At 56.1% G+C, this 18,802-nt stretch carries 17 protein-coding genes; 12 read left to right on the top strand and 5 right to left on the bottom strand.

Going from position 1 to position 18,802, the window contains the following annotated elements; translation table 11 throughout:
* Positions 1–4: 4 nt before the first annotated feature.
* The gene (locus BMW97_RS19710; RefSeq protein WP_045907879.1) at positions 5–1,723 is read left to right on the top strand and encodes a ShlB/FhaC/HecB family hemolysin secretion/activation protein; all 1,719 of its coding nucleotides are present in this window, start codon (positions 5–7) and stop codon (positions 1,721–1,723) included.
* Here BMW97_RS19710 and BMW97_RS19705 read toward each other — a convergent pair.
* The gene (locus BMW97_RS19705) at positions 1,707–2,162 is read right to left on the bottom strand and encodes a 4Fe-4S dicluster domain-containing protein (protein WP_045907880.1); all 456 of its coding nucleotides are present in this window, start codon (positions 2,160–2,162) and stop codon (positions 1,707–1,709) included. The genes BMW97_RS19710 and BMW97_RS19705 overlap by 17 nt on opposite strands.
* A gap of 3 nt (positions 2,163–2,165) precedes the next feature.
* Positions 2,166–2,984 (bottom strand): IclR family transcriptional regulator YiaJ, encoded by an 819-nt coding sequence (yiaJ, locus tag BMW97_RS19700; protein WP_021242452.1) that lies wholly within the window; start codon positions 2,982–2,984, stop codon positions 2,166–2,168.
* A 224-nt stretch (positions 2,985–3,208) separates the two neighbouring features.
* On the opposite strand from yiaJ, the gene yiaK reads away from it, so the two are divergent.
* From yiaK to araD, 8 genes are all read left to right on the top strand, one after another.
* Positions 3,209–4,207: a 3-dehydro-L-gulonate 2-dehydrogenase gene (gene yiaK, locus BMW97_RS19695; RefSeq protein ID WP_045907881.1), complete on the top strand. Its 999-nt coding sequence runs from the start codon at positions 3,209–3,211 to the stop codon at positions 4,205–4,207.
* 10 nt (positions 4,208–4,217) lie between these two features.
* A complete protein-coding gene (locus BMW97_RS19690; RefSeq protein ID WP_023294828.1) occupies positions 4,218–4,685 on the top strand; it encodes a YhcH/YjgK/YiaL family protein in 468 nt (155 codons plus the stop codon).
* A gap of 151 nt (positions 4,686–4,836) precedes the next feature.
* Positions 4,837–5,763 carry a DUF4862 family protein gene (locus tag BMW97_RS19685; RefSeq protein ID WP_045907882.1) on the top strand — a complete coding sequence of 309 codons (927 nt, stop codon included), beginning with the start codon at positions 4,837–4,839 and terminating at the stop codon, positions 5,761–5,763.
* Positions 5,764–5,806: 43 nt separating this feature from the next.
* Positions 5,807–7,126: an MFS transporter gene (locus tag BMW97_RS19680; RefSeq protein ID WP_025910539.1), complete on the top strand. Its 1,320-nt coding sequence runs from the start codon at positions 5,807–5,809 to the stop codon at positions 7,124–7,126.
* A gap of 95 nt (positions 7,127–7,221) precedes the next feature.
* Positions 7,222–8,727: an FGGY-family carbohydrate kinase gene (locus BMW97_RS19675; RefSeq protein WP_045907955.1), complete on the top strand. Its 1,506-nt coding sequence runs from the start codon at positions 7,222–7,224 to the stop codon at positions 8,725–8,727.
* Entirely contained in the window at positions 8,724–9,377 is a 654-nt protein-coding gene (ulaD, locus tag BMW97_RS19670) for a 3-keto-L-gulonate-6-phosphate decarboxylase UlaD (RefSeq protein ID WP_045907883.1), read from the top strand. The genes BMW97_RS19675 and ulaD overlap by 4 nt, the downstream gene beginning before the upstream one ends.
* 2 nt (positions 9,378–9,379) lie before the next feature.
* Positions 9,380–10,240, top strand: coding sequence for an L-ribulose-5-phosphate 3-epimerase (locus tag BMW97_RS19665; protein ID WP_045907884.1), 861 nt, complete (start codon positions 9,380–9,382; stop codon positions 10,238–10,240).
* Entirely contained in the window at positions 10,234–10,929 is a 696-nt protein-coding gene (gene araD / locus BMW97_RS19660; protein WP_045907885.1) for an L-ribulose-5-phosphate 4-epimerase, read from the top strand. The genes BMW97_RS19665 and araD overlap by 7 nt, the downstream gene beginning before the upstream one ends.
* Here araD and BMW97_RS19655 read toward each other — a convergent pair whose 3' ends face one another.
* Complete coding sequence (locus tag BMW97_RS19655; protein WP_045907886.1) at positions 10,930–11,739, bottom strand: helix-turn-helix domain-containing protein; 810 nt, start codon at positions 11,737–11,739, stop codon at positions 10,930–10,932. It abuts the gene before it with no gap.
* A gap of 225 nt (positions 11,740–11,964) precedes the next feature.
* Here BMW97_RS19655 and BMW97_RS19650 point away from each other — a divergent pair, with 225 nt between their 5' ends.
* Positions 11,965–13,365 carry an MFS transporter gene (locus BMW97_RS19650; protein WP_045907887.1) on the top strand — a complete coding sequence of 467 codons (1,401 nt, stop codon included), beginning with the start codon at positions 11,965–11,967 and terminating at the stop codon, positions 13,363–13,365.
* Between the two features lie 10 nt (positions 13,366–13,375).
* The gene (locus BMW97_RS19645) at positions 13,376–15,325 is read left to right on the top strand and encodes a glycoside hydrolase family 127 protein (protein WP_045907888.1); all 1,950 of its coding nucleotides are present in this window, start codon (positions 13,376–13,378) and stop codon (positions 15,323–15,325) included.
* 69 nt (positions 15,326–15,394) lie between these two features.
* Here BMW97_RS19645 and BMW97_RS19640 read toward each other — a convergent pair whose 3' ends face one another.
* Entirely contained in the window at positions 15,395–16,135 is a 741-nt protein-coding gene (locus tag BMW97_RS19640) for a MipA/OmpV family protein (RefSeq protein ID WP_045907889.1), read from the bottom strand.
* Positions 16,136–16,252: 117 nt separating this feature from the next.
* Here BMW97_RS19640 and BMW97_RS19635 point away from each other — a divergent pair, with 117 nt between their 5' ends.
* Positions 16,253–17,218 (top strand): LysR family transcriptional regulator, encoded by a 966-nt coding sequence (locus tag BMW97_RS19635; RefSeq protein ID WP_065365941.1) that lies wholly within the window; start codon positions 16,253–16,255, stop codon positions 17,216–17,218.
* Here BMW97_RS19635 and aldB read toward each other — a convergent pair.
* A complete protein-coding gene (gene aldB, locus BMW97_RS19630; protein WP_045907891.1) occupies positions 17,215–18,753 on the bottom strand; it encodes an aldehyde dehydrogenase AldB in 1,539 nt (512 codons plus the stop codon). The two genes, BMW97_RS19635 and aldB, sit on opposite strands and share 4 nt — an antisense overlap.
* Positions 18,754–18,802: the final 49 nt, after the last annotated feature.

Here is an 18,802-nt window from a genome sequence, read left to right as displayed (position 1 = left end):
CGCGATGAAACACCACTTCCTTTTTTCGCTGACGGGGCTGGTTGTGCTGAGCATGGCCCGCGCCGATACACTGCCCTCTATTATTAACCCTGATAACCCGGCGCAAGTTTCTCGTAACGTTGCCCCCGAACAGACGGAGGCCGTCCCGCAGCCGAAAGTCAAAATAGAAAAACCGCAGTCAACGCTGACGCCTGAAACACCCATTACCATTAATCACATTCAGTTTATTGGCGGCACGCGTTATCCCTTGCAGGAATTACTTCAGCCCTTCAGGCCTTATGCCGGAAAAACCGTGCCGCTAAAAACGCTCACCGGGCTGGTAAACGATATTACGGCGCGCTATAAGGCCGACGGTTTTCCGCTCTCCTATGCCTGGCTGCCCGATAATAATTTCCAGCAGGGGAATATTAAAATTGTTCTGGTTGAAGGCTATGTCGCTCACAGCGACATCACCAGTAATAACCCGCACGTCGCCGAGCGTCTTAAACGATTGTCAGAAAAAATCATGGCGGAAAAACCGCTGTCTCAGGATACGTTCGATCGCTATAGCCAGCTGATGACCCGTACCCCGAACGTTCCGGTCACGGCTAACGCGCAGCTGCCAACCAATATCTATGGCGCGGCGGCGATGCAGATTACCGGTAATCAGGAGCGGAGCTGGAATATCGCCTCGACGATCGATACCCGTAAAGGGCAAGATTTAATGATGCTGAACGGCACGCTCAGCAACATGACAAGTTATGGCGATCAGCTTGGCGTGGCCACGCTTGTGCCGTTAGATAGCAACACGCGAAAAAACTATGTCGGGCTCAACTGGCAGCAGTTTTTAAACGATGAAGGGCTGACGATGCAGCTCAAAGGCAGCTATTACCGCGAAGATCCGCGAGATTTTTCGCCCCTGCTCTCTTTGCCGAATAATATCAGCGTCGATTCGAAGCAAAAAACAACGCAATACAACGGTGGCGTGACGTTTGGCTATCCCCTGCTGCTGACGCAAAAATCACAAATTAATCTGACCGGCGGTTTTGATTACACCGACCGCCAGGATGATTATGCTCTTCAGGCCAGACTGCAGGGCAAAACCTATCGTCTGGACTCCGTCAACCAGCACGCGCGTTATCCGGCGCTGGAAGTGGGCGTTAATGGTGCGCATCAGTTCACAACCGCCAGCATCAGCGGCCGGCTCAACGTGCGTCAGGGCATTGATGCGATGGGTGCCGATATCGTCTCGGCCCCCAGACCCGATATGAATTTTACGCTCACGAAAAGCTATCTGGACGCAGCCAGGCTGTTTGCCGACAAGTGGCGGCTTTCAACGTCCTGGGAGGGTGACTGGTCAAATAACACGTTGCCAGAACCCGAACGCGTTAGCTTCGGTGCCCAGCGGTTTGGCCGTGGATACCAGGACAGTGAAGCAAGCGGTGATTACGGCTATGGCGGGCAGGTAGAACTGCGCTATATCCAGATGCGAAAAGAGAGTACCTGGCTTGCCACAATCCAACCCTACATCCTGGCCGATACCGCGCAAACCTGGTTTAACACCTCTGGCTTGCCTCATCAGCGGCTCGGGTCAGTGGCGGCCGGCGTGATGGTAGGCGATACCCGCCACTATAGCGTCACGGTTGAGGCGGCAAGACCCGTAGGGGATGTTCCGACAGACAGTCGCAACAGAGACTGGCGCTACAGTCTGACGTTTACGTGGAATTTCAATAAAATGCAGTAAGCCTTTCAGCCCGAATACTGACAGGATCAACGCAGCGCAGCGCGTGGGTTGGACAGGCCTCCACGCAGGCCGGTCCGCCTTCGTGATGACGGCACAAATCACATTTCAGCGCTTGTGCCCTGTTTCCCACCAACCGTACCTGCATCGCCCCAAACGGACAGGCGACCATACAGCTCTTGCAGCCAATACAGCGCGTCTGCTCAACAAGCCAGGCGCCCGCCGTACGGCTGATGGCATGGGTTGGGCAGACGTTGGCACAGGGGGCATCCTCGCACTGATGACACCCCACCGCCGTTGTATAGGCGTCCCCTTTCACCACCCGAAGGCGGGAGGTAAAAGCCTGCGCGGTGAAATCGTCCTGATGCGCGACCGCACAGGCCACTTCACAGGTGCGGCACCCGATGCATTTTTCCGCATCCGCCATGATAAATCGGTTCATCTGTTACGCCTCGCGTACGTTAAAACCCAGCTCTTTTGAGATAGCCTCTGCCGTTTCGCGCAGCGGTTTGAGCAGGTTCTTCTCGCCCACCTGCTTCATGCGCGACGTCGATAGCGAGATAGAGATCGCATACGGGACGCGGCCGTGAATATCAAACACCGGCACGGCAATACAGGAGACGCCCAGCTCGTTCTCTTCTTTGTCCATCGCCATGCTGCGATCGCGAATTTCCGCCAGTTCATCATACATGGCGCTCAGTTCAGTGATGGTGTTGCGCGTCAAAGGTTGAATCTGTTCCTGGTGGCTTTCCCAGTAGCTCGCCACGTAATCCTGATGGCCAAACGCCATGTAGATCTTGCCCATCGCGGAACAGTAAAGCGGCATATGCTGGCCAATATAGGCGCGCGTGCGCAGCATACCGGTTGTCGGTTCGAGCTTATAAATCAGGATAGCGTGGTCGTCTTCCCGGCTGGAGAAGTTCACCGTCTCGCCGGTCGCAATGTTTAGCGCTTCGAGGTGCGGAGCAGCCACGTGAATGATATTCAGCGACGACAGCGCCTTTTGCCCGACGGCGATAAATTTGGTGGTCAGGCGATAGCTGCCCGCCGCGGGTGCCGGGGTCACGTACCCGCACGACTGTAGCCCCTGCAGCAAGCGGTGCACGGTGCTCTTATTCAGCCCCGCCAGTTCCGATAAATGTGCAAGCGGGCACCCGTTCGGATAGTTGCTGAGGATCTCAATCAGCATCAGGCCGCGAAACAAGCTCTGGCTGCCTGCTGGCCTCTCTTTTTCTTGCGTCATTTCGCTCTCTTTCATGCTCATTACATGGCTCCTGTTTAGCGCGCCCTGATGGTAGCGCAAAGTGTGGGTCAGTTCACGATCTCAACAGAAAAAACACAACCAATTGATTTTAATCGATTTTGAAAAACATGAATGTCGTTGATCTGACAAAATTTGATCGCTATATTTGAAATCAGATTTCGCATAGTGGAATTTAGCGATAAAAAAGCACTCACACTTGCCCTTAAAAGAACAGGAGAACAGGGATGAAAGTGACCTTCGAAGAGTTGAAAGCGGCGTTCAATCGGGTTCTGCTCGATCGCGGCGTGAAAGCGGAAACCGCAGACGCTTGCGCCGAGATGTTTGCCCGCACCACGGAATCCGGCGTCTATTCGCATGGTGTAAACCGCTTCCCGCGCTTTATTCAGCAGCTTGATGCAGGGGATATCATTCCTGACGCCCAGCCCAAACGGGTGATGACATTAGGCGCCATCGAACAATGGGATGCGCAGCGCTCCATCGGCAACCTGACGGCGAACAAGATGATGGATCGCGCCACCGAGCTGGCGTCCGATCACGGCATTGGTCTGGTGGCACTGCGTAACGCGAACCATTGGATGCGCGGCGGCAGCTACGGCTGGCAGGCGGCGGAGAAGGGCTATATCGGCATTTGCTGGACCAACTCGATTGCCGTGATGCCCGCGTGGGGATCAAAAGAGTGCTGCATCGGCACAAACCCGCTGATCGTTGCCATTCCGTCGAACCCGATCACCATGGTCGACATGTCGATGTCGATGTTCTCCTACGGCATGCTGGAGGTGAACCGCCTGGCCGGGCGCGCGTTGCCGGTAGATGGCGGCTTTGACGACGAAGGTCACCTCACCAGAGAGCCGGGCGTGATCGAGAAAAACCGCCGTATTCTGCCCATGGGCTACTGGAAAGGGTCCGGCTTATCCATCGTGCTCGATATGATCGCCACCCTGCTCTCAAACGGATCTTCCGTCGCGGAAGTGACCCAGGACAACAGCGACGAGTACGGCGTATCGCAGATCTTCATCGCCATTGAGGTGGATCGCCTGATCGATGGCCCAACCCGGGATGCCAAACTGCAGCGCATTATGGACTTCATCACCACCGCCGAACGCGCGGATGAAAATGTCGCCATCCGTCTGCCAGGGCATGAATTTACCCGTTTGCTTGAAGAGAACCGCAGCAACGGCATCACGGTTGACGACAGCGTGTGGGCGAAAATCCAGTCTCTGTAAGGAGTGGGCCATGATATTCGGACATATTTCCCAGCCAAATCCGTGTCGCCTGCCGCGGGCGATTGAAAAAGCCCTTCATTTTCTGCGCACGACGGATTTCACCACCCTGGAGCCAGGCGTAGTAGAAATTGAAGGTCGCAACATTTTTGCCCAGGTTCTCGACCTAACAACAAAGGATCTGCACGAGAATCGCCCGGAAGTGCATCGCCGCTATCTGGATATCCAATTCCTGGCCTGGGGTGAAGAGAAAATCGGTATCGCGATTGATACCGGTAATAACGAAATAAGCGAATCATTGCTGGAACAACGCGATATTATTTTTTATCACAACAGTGAAAATGAGTCGTTTATCGAAATGATACCCGGCAGCTATGCCATATTTTTTCCGCAGGATGTGCACCGTCCTGCCTGTATTAAAAACAAGGAAACCACAATTCGTAAGATTGTGGTGAAAGTGGCAATCAGCGAATTAGATTAATTTTCTGATATACCCTAAATAATTCGAGTTGCAGGAAGGCGGCAAGAGAGTGAATCTCCAGGAGCTTACATAAGTAAGTGACTGGGGTGAACGAGCGCAGCCAACGCACATGCAACTTGAAGTATGACGGGTATAAATACAGGAACGCGAAATGACCAACACCAGTTTTATTATTGGTGCGTACCCCTGCGCACCCTCGTTTCACCAGAAAGGGGAACAAGAAGAACAAACCTTCTGGCGGGAACTTTCCGACACGCCGAATATTCGCGGGCTGGAACAGCCTTGCCTTGAAAATCTTCATCCCCTTGGTGACGAATGGCTGTTCCGCCATACCCCGGGGGACTGGCAAATCGTGGTCACGGCAGTAATGGAAACCATGCGCCGCCGCGGCAGCAACGGCGCATTTGGCCTGGCCTCGGCTGACGACGCGCAGCGTAAAGCATGCGTGGACTTTTACCGACATCTGCACCAGAAAATTAACGCCGTGAATGCCCGTTATCCAGGCAAAGTGATTGCTCTGGAAATGCAGGCCGCCCCGCAGGCGGGCAATGCTTCCGTCGAACAGGCTACAGAAGCGTTTTCCCGCTCGGTTCGGGAAATCGCGGGCTGGGACTGGGACTGCGATCTGGTGCTGGAACACTGCGATGCCATGAACGGCCCGGCACCGCGCAAGGGCTTCCTGCCACTGGAGCAGGTGCTGGAGGTGGTGAAAGACACGGATATCAGCGTCTGCATCAACTGGGCGCGGTCGGCCATCGAAGGCCGTAACACCACCCTTCCCCTTGACCACGTTCAGGCCGCGCTTAATGCCGGGAAACTGGGTGCGCTGATGTTTTCAGGCACCACCCCCGGCGGGGAGTACGGTGAATGGCAGGATCTGCACGCGCCATTTTCCTCCTTCTGTGCCGACAGTCTGATGTCCACTGAATGTGCAAAAGCACTCTTTACTGCGGCGAGCGCCGCAACGTTGAAATTCTCCGGTATTAAATTACTGGAAATAAATGCTAATGCTGATGTCAGCCATCGCATCGCCATTTTGCGCGACGGTATCAGCGCAATGAATAAAGCAACGCAATAACAATAAGAAAAGTTTATTCCGGTTACCTACGGAGAGATTAACTATGAATATTTCTACTCATGCTCTACATGCGGACATTCCGCGCCAGCGCTGGCTAAGAATCATTCCTCCTATTCTTATCGCCTGTATTATTTCATATATGGACCGCGTGAATATCGCGTTTGCAATGCCGGGAGGGATGGACGAAGAATTAGGTATTACCGCCACCATGGCAGGCCTCGCGGGCGGCATATTCTTTATCGGCTATCTGTTCCTGCAGGTACCCGGCGGCAAGATTGCGGTGCACGGTAGCGGCAAGAAATTTATCGGCTGGTCACTGGTCGCCTGGGCGGTGATCTCGGTGCTCACGGGTCTCGTGACGAATCAGTACCAGCTGCTGGTGCTGCGCTTCTTACTCGGCGTGGCGGAAGGCGGGATGCTACCCGTTGTGCTCACCATGATCAGCAACTGGTTCCCGGATGCCGAACGCGGTCGCGCCAACGCAATTGTGATCATGTTTGTACCCATCGCCGGGATAATCACCGCCCCGCTGTCGGGCTGGATTATCACCGCTCTTGACTGGCGCTGGCTGTTCATCATTGAAGGTCTGATGTCCATTGTTGTGCTGGTGCTCTGGGCATTCACGGTCTACGACCGTCCGCAGGAAGCCCGCTGGATCTCAGCGGCAGAGAAAAACTATCTGGTGCAAACGCTGGCGGCTGAACAGCAGGCCATCGCCGGAAAAGAGGTGAAAAATGCCTCGCTCAGCGCGGTGCTGTCTGACAAAACCATGTGGCAGCTGATCGCCCTGAATTTCTTCTATCAGACCGGGATTTACGGTTACACCCTCTGGCTGCCGACCATTCTGAAGGAGCTGACACACACCAGTATTGGTCAGGTGGGGATGCTCGCCATCCTGCCCTACATCGGCGCCATTGCGGGCATGTTCCTGTTCTCCTCGCTTTCTGACCGCACCGGCAAGCGCAAGCTGTTTGTCTCCCTGCCGTTGATTGGCTTCGCGCTCTGCATGTTCCTCTCCGTAGCCCTGAAAGCAAACATCTGGCTGGCCTATGCCGCACTGGTGGGCTGCGGTTTCTTCCTGCAATCCGCCGCCGGCGTGTTCTGGACGATCCCGGCAAGACTGTTTAGCGCAGAGATGGCGGGCGGCGCGCGCGGCGTGATCAACGCCCTGGGCAACCTCGGTGGCTTCTGCGGCCCGTATGCCGTTGGCGTGCTGATCACCCTGTACAGCAAAGATGCGGGCGTCTACTGCCTGGCCGTTTCACTCGCGCTGGCGTCGCTGCTGGCCCTGCTGTTGCCGGCGAAATGCGATGCCGGGGCAGAGCCCAATCCCACGGTAAATCCCCATAAACGTGCGGCCTGATGCCCTCACCCCAGCCCTCTCCCACAGGGAGAGGGAGAAAACCAAACCGTAGGCCGGGTAAGCGCAGCGCCACCCGGCAATTAAGCGAGATGAAGATGAGTGAAAAAGAGACCTTCTGGCTGGGTATCGATTGTGGCGGTACTTATCTGAAAGCCGGTTTATACAACAGCCAGGGCAAAGAAGTCAGTATCGAACGCCGCTCCGTTGCCACGCTCAGCCCGCGAGCGGGCTACGCCGAGCGGGATATGCATCAGCTGTGGCAGCACTGCCACGCAACCATCGCCGCGTTGCTCAAGAATGCAGGCGTAAACGGCAACCAGATCAATGGGGTCGGCATTTCTGCTCAGGGTAAAGGGCTCTTTCTGCTCGATAAACAGGACCAACCGTTGGGCAATGCCATCCTCTCCTCCGATCGCCGGGCACTGGAGATTGTGCAGCGCTGGCAGCAGGACGGCATTCCCGAAAAACTCTACCCGCATACGCGCCAGACGCTGTGGACCGGGCATCCGGCCTCGCTTCTGCGCTGGGTCAAAGAGAACGAGCCGCAGCGCTATCAGCAGATTGGCTGCGTGATGATGGCGCACGACTATCTGCGCTGGTGCCTGACCGGCGTGAAGGGCGGTGAAGAGAGCAACATCTCCGAGTCCAATCTCTACAACATGAATACCGGGCAGTATGACCCGCAGCTTACGCGCTGGCTCGGGATCAGCGAGATTGACGGCGCCCTGCCGCCGATTGTCGGTTCAGCAGAAATCTGCGGGGAAATCACCGCTCAGGCAGCCGCCCTTACCGGTCTCGCGGCGGGCACACCCGTCGTGGGGGGACTGTTTGATGTGGTTTCCACCGCGCTCTGCGCCGGACTGCAGGACGAGCACACGCTGAACGCCGTGATGGGCACCTGGGCCGTCACCAGCGGGATCGCCAGTGCGCTTTGCAGCAACGAACCCTTCCCCTACGTTTATGGTCGCTACGTGCATCCGCAGCAGTACATCGTTCACGAAGCCAGCCCGACCTCGTCCGGCAACCTTGAGTGGCTCACCGCGCAGTGGGGCGACATGTCGTTCAGCGAGATCAACCACGCCGTCGCCAGCCTGCCGAAAGCCGAAAGCGATGTGTACTTTCTGCCGTTCCTCTATGGCAGCAACGCCGGGCTGGAGATGACCAGCGGCTTCTACGGGATGCAGGCGCTACACACCCGCGCGCACCTGCTGCAGGCGGTTTATGAGGGCGTGGTGTTCTGCCACATGACCCACCTAAACCGCATGCTCGAACGCTTTACCCACGTTCATGCCCTGCGCGTGACGGGTGGTCCAACCCATTCGGACGTATGGATGCAAATGCTTGCGGACGTCAGCGGGCTGGCGATTGAACTGCCGCAGGTAGAAGAGACCGGCTGTTCCGGCGCGGCGCTGGCCGCCCTGGTCGGCACCGGCGTGTATCCCGATTTCCATACGGCGCAATGCGCCCTCCGACACGACATTCGTGTCATTGAGCCTGACATGCGCGCCCATGCGGCCTATCAGCGCAAGTATCAGCGCTATCAGCTACTGATTTCAGCACTACAGGGCTATCACGCCCGAGTTAAGGAGAACAACCTATGAGCCGACCATTACTGCAGCTGGCGCTCGACCATACCTCTCTTCAGGCCGCGCAGCGTGATGTCGCGACGCTTGCCGATCACGTTGATATCGTCGAAGCAGGTACCATTTTGTGCCTGACCGAAGGGCTAAACTCCGTGCGCGCCCTGCGCGAGCAGTGCCCTGATAAAATCATCGTTGCGGACTGGAAAGTGGCCGATGCCGGAGAAACGCTGGCAGAGCAGGCATTTGGCGCGGGTGCAAACTGGATGACCATCATCTGCGCCGCCCCGCTGGCCACCGTTGAACGCGGCCACGAGGTAGCCCTGCGCCGCGGGGGAGAAATCCAGATGGAGCTCTTTGGTCACTGGACGCTGGACGATGCTCGCGCATGGCATCGCATCGGCGTGAAGCAGGCCATTTATCACCGCGGACGTGACGCACAGGCGAGCGGCCAGCAGTGGGGTGAGGCGGATCTCGCAAAAATGCAAGCGCTCTCCGATATCGGTTTGCAGCTTTCGATTACCGGCGGTATCACCCCCGCCGACCTGCCGCTGTTTAAGCAAATCAACGTCAAAGCCTTTATTGCCGGACGCGCGCTGGCAGGTGCCGCCAATCCACCGCAGGTGGCACAGGCATTCCATTCGCACATTCGCGACATCTGGGGAGCGTAACCATGCGTCTGCATCCGTTAGGTATTTACGAAAAAGCGCTGCCAAAAGATCTCTCCTGGCCCGAGCGGCTGGTACTGGCGAAAAGCTGCGGGTTCGATTTTGTCGAGATGTCTGTCGATGAAACCGACGAGCGATTATCACGCCTCGACTGGAGCACCACGCAGCGCGCCTCTCTGGTGGAAGCGATGCTGGAAACCGGCGTGGCGATCCCCTCTATGTGCTTGTCTGCCCACCGTCGCTTCCCGTTTGGCAGCCGCGATGAGACCGTGCGCGAACGCGCCCGTGAGATCATGAGCAAAGCCATCAGGCTGGCGCGTGATTTGGGCATTCGCACCATCCAGCTTGCCGGGTATGACGTCTATTACGAAGCGCATGACGAGGGGACGCAACAGCGCTTTGCCGACGGGCTGGCCTGGGCCGTAGAACAGGCCGCCGCCGCACAGGTGATGCTGGCGGTGGAGATCATGGACACCGCGTTTATGAACTCCATCAGCAAATGGAAAAAGTGGGACGACATGCTCGCCTCACCGTGGTTCAGCGTTTATCCGGACGTCGGCAACCTGAGCGCGTGGGGTAACGACGTCACCGCCGAGCTGACGCTGGGCATTGACCGCATTGCGGCTATTCACCTGAAAGATACCCAGCCCGTCACCGCACAAAGCCCCGGGCAGTTCCGCGACGTGACGTTTGGCGAGGGCTGCGTCGATTTCGTTGGCGTGTTTAACACGCTGCATCAACTGAACTATCGCGGCGCATTTCTGATTGAAATGTGGACCGAAAAAGCAAAAGAGCCGGTGCTGGAGATTATCCAGGCGCGCCGCTGGATTGAAGCCCGTATGCAGGAAGGAGGCATGACATGCTAGACGAACTTAAAACCGAGGTACTGGCAGCAAACCTGGCGTTGCCCGCCCACCAGCTGGTGACGTTTACCTGGGGCAACGTCAGCGCTGTGGACCGCAAAAGCGGCATGATGGTCATTAAACCGTCCGGTGTGGAATACGACGTGATGACGGCGGAGGATATGGTGGTGGTGAATATCGCCACGGGCCAGGTTATTGAGGGGAATAAAAAGCCCTCTTCAGACACGCCTACCCATCTTGCGCTGTATCGTCGTTACCCGGAGATTGGCGGCATAGTGCATACCCATTCGCGCCACGCCACTATCTGGTCCCAGGCGGGGCTGGATTTACCGGCCTGGGGAACCACGCACGCGGACTATTTCTACGGGACCATCCCCTGCACGCGCCTGATGACCACGGCAGAGATTGCAGGGGAATACGAATACCAGACGGGTGAAGTGATCATCAAAACCTTCGAGGAGCGCGATCTTAGCCCGATGCAGATCCCGGCGGTGCTGGTCCACTCCCACGGTCCGTTCGCCTGGGGTAAAGACGCGGCCGATGCGGTTCACAATGCCGTGGTGCTGGAAGAGTGCGCCTATATGGGCCTGTTCTCTCGCCAGCTCGCGCCACAGCTTCCGGTTATGCAGCAGGAACTGCTCGACAAGCATTATCTGCGCAAGCATGGAGCGAATGCCTATTACGGGCAGTGATCACCCGGAATTAATGTGTTCCTTGCAGTACCGCCGTTTCCAGACGGCGGGAGTTAACCCGGTATGCTTCGAAAAGATCTGCCGAAAATAGCCCACGTCATTAAAACCACACCGCGTTGCCACTTCGGTGAGCGATGCAGAGTCATTCAGCAACAATTTTTCTGCCGCCCTGACGCGCTGGCGATGTATCGCCTCCGTCAGGGTTAAATGGAAGGTCCGGCGAAACACGCGCCCCAGATAATCCGCATTACAGTGCAATGCTTTTGCCAGTTGCGAGGTAGAAAGCGGCAAATGGAACTGCGTGCGAATAAGCTGCTTCGCCTTCCACGCCATTGCTGCACCGGCTTCATCTGCGTTGTCTTCATAGCCTGACGAAAGGGAAATTTGCTGCAAAATCAGTAATAAAATGATTTCCAGCGCCACGCTTCGCTGTAATTTCTCCTGCTCGCTCAGGAACTGGCGAAAAAGAGAAATCACATACTGGGCATCCCTCACGCGGCAGTGTTGTTCGATTGCCAGATTGGGTAATCGGGGCAGGTGATGCTCAACCTCAAAATGCAGCCAGTAAAACTTCAGATCGGCGGGAAAGTCGCCGACGCCTACATGTCGCCTGCCAGGCCAAAGCAGCAAACTCTCGCCCGCCTTCACGTCAAATACCGTATTTTCTTCCTGGATCGTTAATGTCCCTTTTTCGACAAAAATAATCTCCCACGATGTTAATTTACGCGCAGGATGGCGGCCCACACCCCGGGAAATAAACAACCCACCGTTTTGAACCTTAACCGGAAACGCTATGGATAATTCAAGCATTTATATTCACCATTTCGCTTTTAATCCCGCCATTATTAAATGCATCCATTGATTATTAATAAATAATGGCCCGACGGCCCGATCGGAATCACATTTTTATCATCAGGTCGGAATCGTCATCTTTTTATACTTTTCCCTTCCCTTGTTGGCCTCCCCATTCAGTGCAGAATAATCAGGTACCTTGCACAAATACGATAATAAATTCGATTACCGAGGAGTTACCCGATGACTTCCACACCGATTACAGAGTCTGACGTTACACAACAGGAGATAAATGACCGTTTGTCCGTGCGCGAAAAAATTGGCTACGGCCTGGGCGACGCGGGCGGTACGGTGATTACCTGCCTGATCATGAATTTTCTGACCTTTTTCTATACCGATATTTTTGGTCTGACGCCTGCGCTCGTGGGTACGCTCTTTATTGCCCTGCGCGTATTTGACGCTATTTCCGATCCGGTCATGGGCATTATTGCCGACCGCACGCAGAGCCGCTGGGGGCGCTTTCGCCCATGGCAGCTGTGGGTCGCCTTCCCGATCGGAATTATCGGCGTGCTGACCTTCACCGTTCCGGAAGCCAGCATGGGCGTGAAAATCGCCTGGGCATTTGGGACCTATCTGCTGCTGTCCGTCGGCTATACCGCCATCAACGTTCCCTACTGCGCGCTGATTAATACCATGACCACCCGCCATAACGAGGTGATCTCCTGCCAGTCCTGGCGCTTCGTGCTGTGCGGCGTGGCAGGATTTTTGGTCTCCGTAGGCCTGCCATGGCTGGTCGCTGAACTGGGCCAGGGAGATGCCGCGAAAGGTTATCAGCTTGGCGTCGGCGTCCTGTGCGCCATTGCCGTGGTGATGTTCCTGTGCTGCTTCTTCTGGGTACGCGAGCGTGTCCCGCTGGCGCTGATGGGCAAATTCACCCTGCGGGAGCATCTGGCCGGACTGCGTAAAAACGATCAGTTGCTGCTGATGCTGGTGATGTCGTTCCTGCTGATCAACGTTTTCAACATTCGCGGCGGCGGATACATGTACTTTATCACCTACGTACTGCAGGGCAGCACCGCCTATACCTCGCTGTTTTTCACGATGGTGACCTTTGCGGCCATTCTTGGGGCGGTCATCGTCAACCCGCTGTCGCGCCGTATTGATACCGTCAAACTCTACTACTACACAAACCTGGTGCTCGCCGCACTTGCGCTGGGAATGTGGTTTCTGCCAGGAGGCCCGGCGCACCAGACGCTCTGGCTGATCGTCATTTTAAGCAACGGCGTGATCCTGGGCTTCACCCTGCCGCTGCACTTCTCGCTGATGGCCTTTGCCGACGACTACGGCGAATGGAAAACCGGGGTGCGCTCATCGGGCATGAACTTCGCCTTCAACCTGTTTTTCATCAAGCTCGCGTGGGCCTCCAGCGCCGGGATCATCAGCCTGGTGTTTATCGCCGTCGCCTACCAGCCGGGCACGGGCAATCAGACACAGGCTTCGCTGCAGGGCATCACCGCCATGGAGACCCTGCTCCCCGCCCTTTTCCATCTGCTACTGGCCGTTTCCATCCGCTGGTGCAAACTCAACAACCCAATGATGTCGCGCATTGCCACCGAGCTGCGCCAGCGTCACGTATCGTCCTGAGGAGAACGCTATGTCCATAATGGAACCCGACCTGCACAAGCTGAAAATTAACGACCCGTTTCTCGGGCAGTATCAACGACTGGTCCGTGAAGTGGTGATCCCCTACCAGTGGGATGCGCTAAATGACCGCGTGACGGAAGCCGAACCCAGCCACGCCATTAGCAACTTCCGCATAGCTGCAGGTCTGGAGCAGGGTGAATTCTACGGTATGGTGTTTCAGGACAGCGACGTGGCGAAATGGCTGGAAGCCGTAGCGTGGTCGCTGTGCCAGAAGCCTGATGCTGAACTGGAGAAAACCGCCGACGAGGTGATTGAGCTGGTCGCGGCGGCGCAGTGTGAGGATGGCTATCTCAACACCTACTTTACGGTAAAAGCGCCTGAGGAGCGCTGGACCAATCTGGCCGAATGTCACGAGCTCTACTGCGCCGGACATATGATTGAAGCGGGCGTGGCGTATTTTCAGGGGACCGGAAAACGCCGCCTGCTGGACGTGGTCTGCAGGCTGGCGGACCATATCGACAGCGTGTTTGGCCCCGGTGAAAACCAGCTGCACGGTTATCCGGGCCATCCGGAAATCGAGCTGGCGCTGATGCGACTTTATGACGTTACGCAGGCGCCCCGGTACCTTAATCTGGCGAAATACTTTATCGAGGAGCGCGGCACCCAGCCTCACTTCTACGATATCGAATACGAGAAGCGCGGCAGAACGTCGTACTGGAATACCTATGGCCCGGCGTGGATGGTCAAGGACAAAACCTACAGCCAGGCGCATCAACCCCTTGCCGAGCAACAAACGGCCACTGGCCACGCCGTACGTTTCGTCTATCTGATGGCGGGCATGGCGCATCTGGCACGCCTGAGCCATGACGAGGGTAAACGGCGGGACTGCCTGCGGCTGTGGAAAAATATGGCGCAGCGCCAGCTGTACATTACCGGTGGAATCGGCTCGCAAAGCAGCGGCGAGGCGTTCAGCAGCGATTACGATCTGCCCAACGATACGGTGTACGCCGAAAGCTGTGCCTCCATCGGTCTGATGATGTTTGCCCGCCGGATGCTGGAAATGGAGGCCGACGGCCACTACGCCGACGTAATGGAGCGCGCACTATACAACACGGTGCTGGGCGGCATGGCGCTGGACGGTAAGCACTTCTTCTATGTGAACCCGCTGGAAGTCCATCCGAAAACCCTGGCGTTCAACCATATCTACGATCACGTGAAACCCGTCCGCCAGCGCTGGTTTGGTTGCGCCTGTTGCCCGCCGAATATCGCCCGCGTGCTGACGTCGCTGGGGCATTATATTTATACCGTTCGCCAGGATGCGCTTTTTATTAACCTCTACGTCGGCAACGATGTCGTCATTCCGGTTGGCGATGAAACCCTGGCGCTGCGGATCGGCGGTAATTATCCGTGGCAGGAAGCGGTGAAAATCGAGATCGTCTCACCTTCGCCGGTGAAACATACCCTGGCCCTGCGCCTGCCGGACTGGTGCGCGGCGCCTGAGGTATCGTTGAACGGTGAAGACGCTGCAGGTGAAATTTCACGGGGATACCTCTATCTGACCCGAAACTGGCAAGAAGGGGATGTCGTCACGCTGACGCTACCGATGCCGGTTCGCCGGGTGTACGGAAATCCGCAGGTACGCCAGCAGGCGGGAAAAGTCGCGCTACAGCGCGGGCCGCTGGTTTACTGTCTGGAAGAAGCGGATAACGGCACCAATCTGCATAACCTTTCCTTGCCGCCTGACAGCACGTTCCGGATCTTTGAAGGTAAAGGCATTTTCGCGCACAAGATGCTGATACAGGCAGAGGGGACGGGCTGTCATACGAAGGACACTGATGCGCTGTGGCACTATGACCGCCCGCCGGTACAACGTCATCCTCAGACGCTAACCTTTATTCCGTGGTTCAGTTGGGCGAACCGGGGAGAAGGGGAAATGCGGATCTGGGTGGATGAAGGTTGAATTTCTGCGGCCTGTTGCCCTCACCCCATCCCTCTCCCACGGGAGAGGGAGTAAACAGGCTTTACCACATCAGAAACGCCAGGTCAGGCCGGTCATCAGCGCGAAGCTGTCATCGCGGTCGATCATCGGGCTATTCTTCACGTCGTCAGGCAACACGGTGTAGACCGCGCTGGCATTGAGATACAGCTTCTGGGTTAACTGATATTTAGCCGCCAGACCAACGTATGGCGTCCAGCTGTCACCGGCAGTGTATTGATCCAGCCCGGAGCGGCGAGACTCGCTGCCGGATACGCCGTAGTAGTAGTCGTTATAGCTTTCGTCGCTGTAGAACACACCCACAGAAGGCGTCAGGGTCAGGCGATCCATTTTGATTGGACGGAAGTATGATACTTCGCCGATCACGCCGCTGCTTTCATCCGTGGCATCACCAGAGACCGCCACTTTCAGCGACCCCCAGCTTTCGTGGCGGTAGTACGCACCGCCGAGGAAGGCGGACGCTTTACGCTCATCCAGCTGCTTCATCTGATGGTCGTCATTATCGTCAGGGTCGAAATGCAGCGGCATCCACGTTGCGGTCAGGCTTAATTCATTTTTTGCATCTTTCCACAGGATCCATCCGCCCGTGGTCTGGCGAACGTAAAAGCGATCCCCTTCGTAGCTAATTAACGGTACCGCAGTTGTATTTTCGTTATAGCCTTTGTATGGAGACTCATTAAATACAGCCCCCGCTCCAAGTGAAAATTCCCCGGCCATGGCAGACGTTGATGCAAATAACGTGGCAGCGATGAGTAAATTGTATTTAATAGTCATTCTATGTAATCCATTTAAATGCCAAACAAGCGAGGCGCATAATAATGGTTACAAAATTGCCAATGCAACGCTGCGGTTTATATAATATTATATATAAAATCATATAGATGGGTGTGCATGATGAGTACATTACAGCTAAAACCACGCGAATTAAAAATTATCTCCGTCATCGCCGCCACCCACAGCATTGGTGATGCCGCCGCCCTGCTGGGTATGGCGCAGGCCAACGTGAGTAAATATCTGTCTGATTTTGAAACGCGGGTTGGGCTCAAGGTTTTTGAGCGCACCACGCGACAGCTGGCCCTGACCCAGTTTGGTGAAGCGTTACTCCCCTTCGTGAACGCCACGCTGGATAAGAACAGCCAGCTTGTTAATTTCATTGCTGATTATAAGCATGAAAAGCGCGGAAAAGTGACGATCTATGCCCCAACAGGTATCGTGACCTACCTCGCGCGACACGTGATCCATCAGATAGAAGACATCGGCGACATCCGCATCTCCCTGAAAACCTACAATCTGGACCGGAATGAATTTTCAGAAGGCGTCACCTTTCCGGATGACTGCGACATTTTAATTACCTATGCTCAGCCAAAAGACGAAAGTCTGGTTGCCAGCGTGCTGACAAAATATTCCGTTACGGCCTTCGCAACCGTAGAATATTTAAATAAACATCCCTTAACCGGACCTGAAGATTTAATTAATCACTCCTGTATTCTCATTGACTCCATGCTGGTCGATGATGCCAACATCTGGCGTTTCCGCGTGCACGGCAGCGATGACGTGCATGACTACCGGGTGACCGGTAATTATATTTGCGACAATACGCAGACGGCCCTGGAGCTGGCCAGAAATAATCTTGGGATTGTTTTTGCACCAAAAGAGAGTCTGAAAAAAGAATTAACGAAAGGCATGCTGGTCCCCTGCTTCCCGCATCAGGAAGAGTGGTGGCTCGATCTGACGGCCATCTTCCGCAAACGCGAATACCAGCCCTGGCGCGTGCAATACGTTCTGGATGGCGTCCTTAACTGCCTGCGCCAGCAAATTGCCCAGGCCGCCCACGGACGGCCTGAGCTGGGCGACTAGAACAGCCCCAGTGGTTTATCAGAATAGCTGACCAGCAGACATTTGGTCTGCTGGTAATGCTCCAGCATCATCTTGTGGGTTTCACGTCCGATGCCCGACTGCTTATAACCGCCAAATGCCGCGTGCGCCGGATAGGCGTGGTAGCAGTTGGTCCAGACGCGCCCGGCCTGAATGCCGCGGCCCATTTTATAGGCCAGATTACCGTTGCGACTCCAGACACCTGCGCCCAGGCCATACGGCGTGTCGTTGGCAATCTCCAGCGCCTCCTCTATCGTTTTAAAGGTGGTCACGGCCAGCACCGGGCCGAAAATCTCCTCCTGGAAAACGCGCATATTGTTCTGGCCGAAGAGGATCGTCGGCTCAAGGTAATAGCCGTCCTGCAGATCCCCACCCAGCACCTTACGACGCCCGCCGGTGAGAATATCCGCCCCCTCTTTCTTGCCGATGTCGATGTAGTTGAGGATCGTTTCCAGCTGTCCGTGCGAGACCTGCGCCCCCATCTGTGTAACGTTATCGAGCGGGTTACCGCTGCGAATAGACTCAACGCGGCGAATGGCCCGCTCCATAAAGCGCTCGTAGATGGATTCCTGCACCAGCGCACGGCTTGGGCAGGTGCAGACTTCGCCCTGGTTAAACGCAAACAGCGCAAACCCTTCCAGGGCTTTATCGAAGAAGGCATCCTCTTCCTCCATCACGTCCGCGAAGAAGATGTTCGGGGATTTCCCGCCCAGTTCCAGAGTCACCGGGATAATGTTCTGCGTGGCGTACTGCATGATCTGCTGGCCCACCTCCGTCGACCCGGTAAACGCCACTTTGGCGATACGTTTTGAGGTAGCCAGATATTCGCCTATCTCCCCGCCCGCGCCGTTCACCACGTTAATCACGCCCGGCGGCAGGAGATCGCCAACGATTTCCATCAGCAGCAGGACCGAGAGCGGGGTCAGACGCGCCGGTTTGAGCACAATACAGTTTCCGGCCGCCAGCGCGGGCGCCATTTTCCAGCTCGCCATCAGCAGCGGGAAGTTCCACGGAATAATTTGCCCGACGACGCCCAGCGGTTCGTGGAAGTGATACGCCACGGTGTCGCTGTCGACTTCGCTGATCCCGCCCTCCTGAGCGCGAATACAGGAGGCAAAATAGCGGAAGTGGTCAATAGCAAGCGGCACGTCAGCCGCCATCGTTTCCCGGATCGGCTTGCCGTTATCCCAGGTTTCCGCCGTCGCCAGCAGCTCCAGATTCTGCTCCATCCGGTCGGCGATTTTGAACAGGATCGCCGCCCGGTCCTGCACGGAGGTGTGAGCCCATTTCTCTTTCGCTTTGTGCGCCGCATCCAGCGCCAGGTCGATATCACGCTTACCGGAGCTGGCAATCTCGCACAGCGGCTGGCCGGTAACCGGGGTCAGGTTGGAATAGTATTCGCCGTCGACGGGAGCGACCCAGCCACCGCCAATAAAGTTGTCATAACGGGGCTTCAGCTTGAGGGGAAAACCATACTCGCCGGGCTGGATACGCGATGAGGGAGGATTGTTTGTCATGTCCGTCTCCTTGCTGTTGGTGTACAACAAGGGTAGTTCCGGCTGGCGA

Source organism: Enterobacter sp. NFIX58 (assembly GCF_900110475.1).
In the GTDB taxonomy this organism is placed as follows: Bacteria; Pseudomonadota; Gammaproteobacteria; order Enterobacterales; family Enterobacteriaceae; genus Enterobacter; species Enterobacter quasiroggenkampii.
This window is presented reverse-complemented; position numbering and strand designations above follow the sequence as displayed.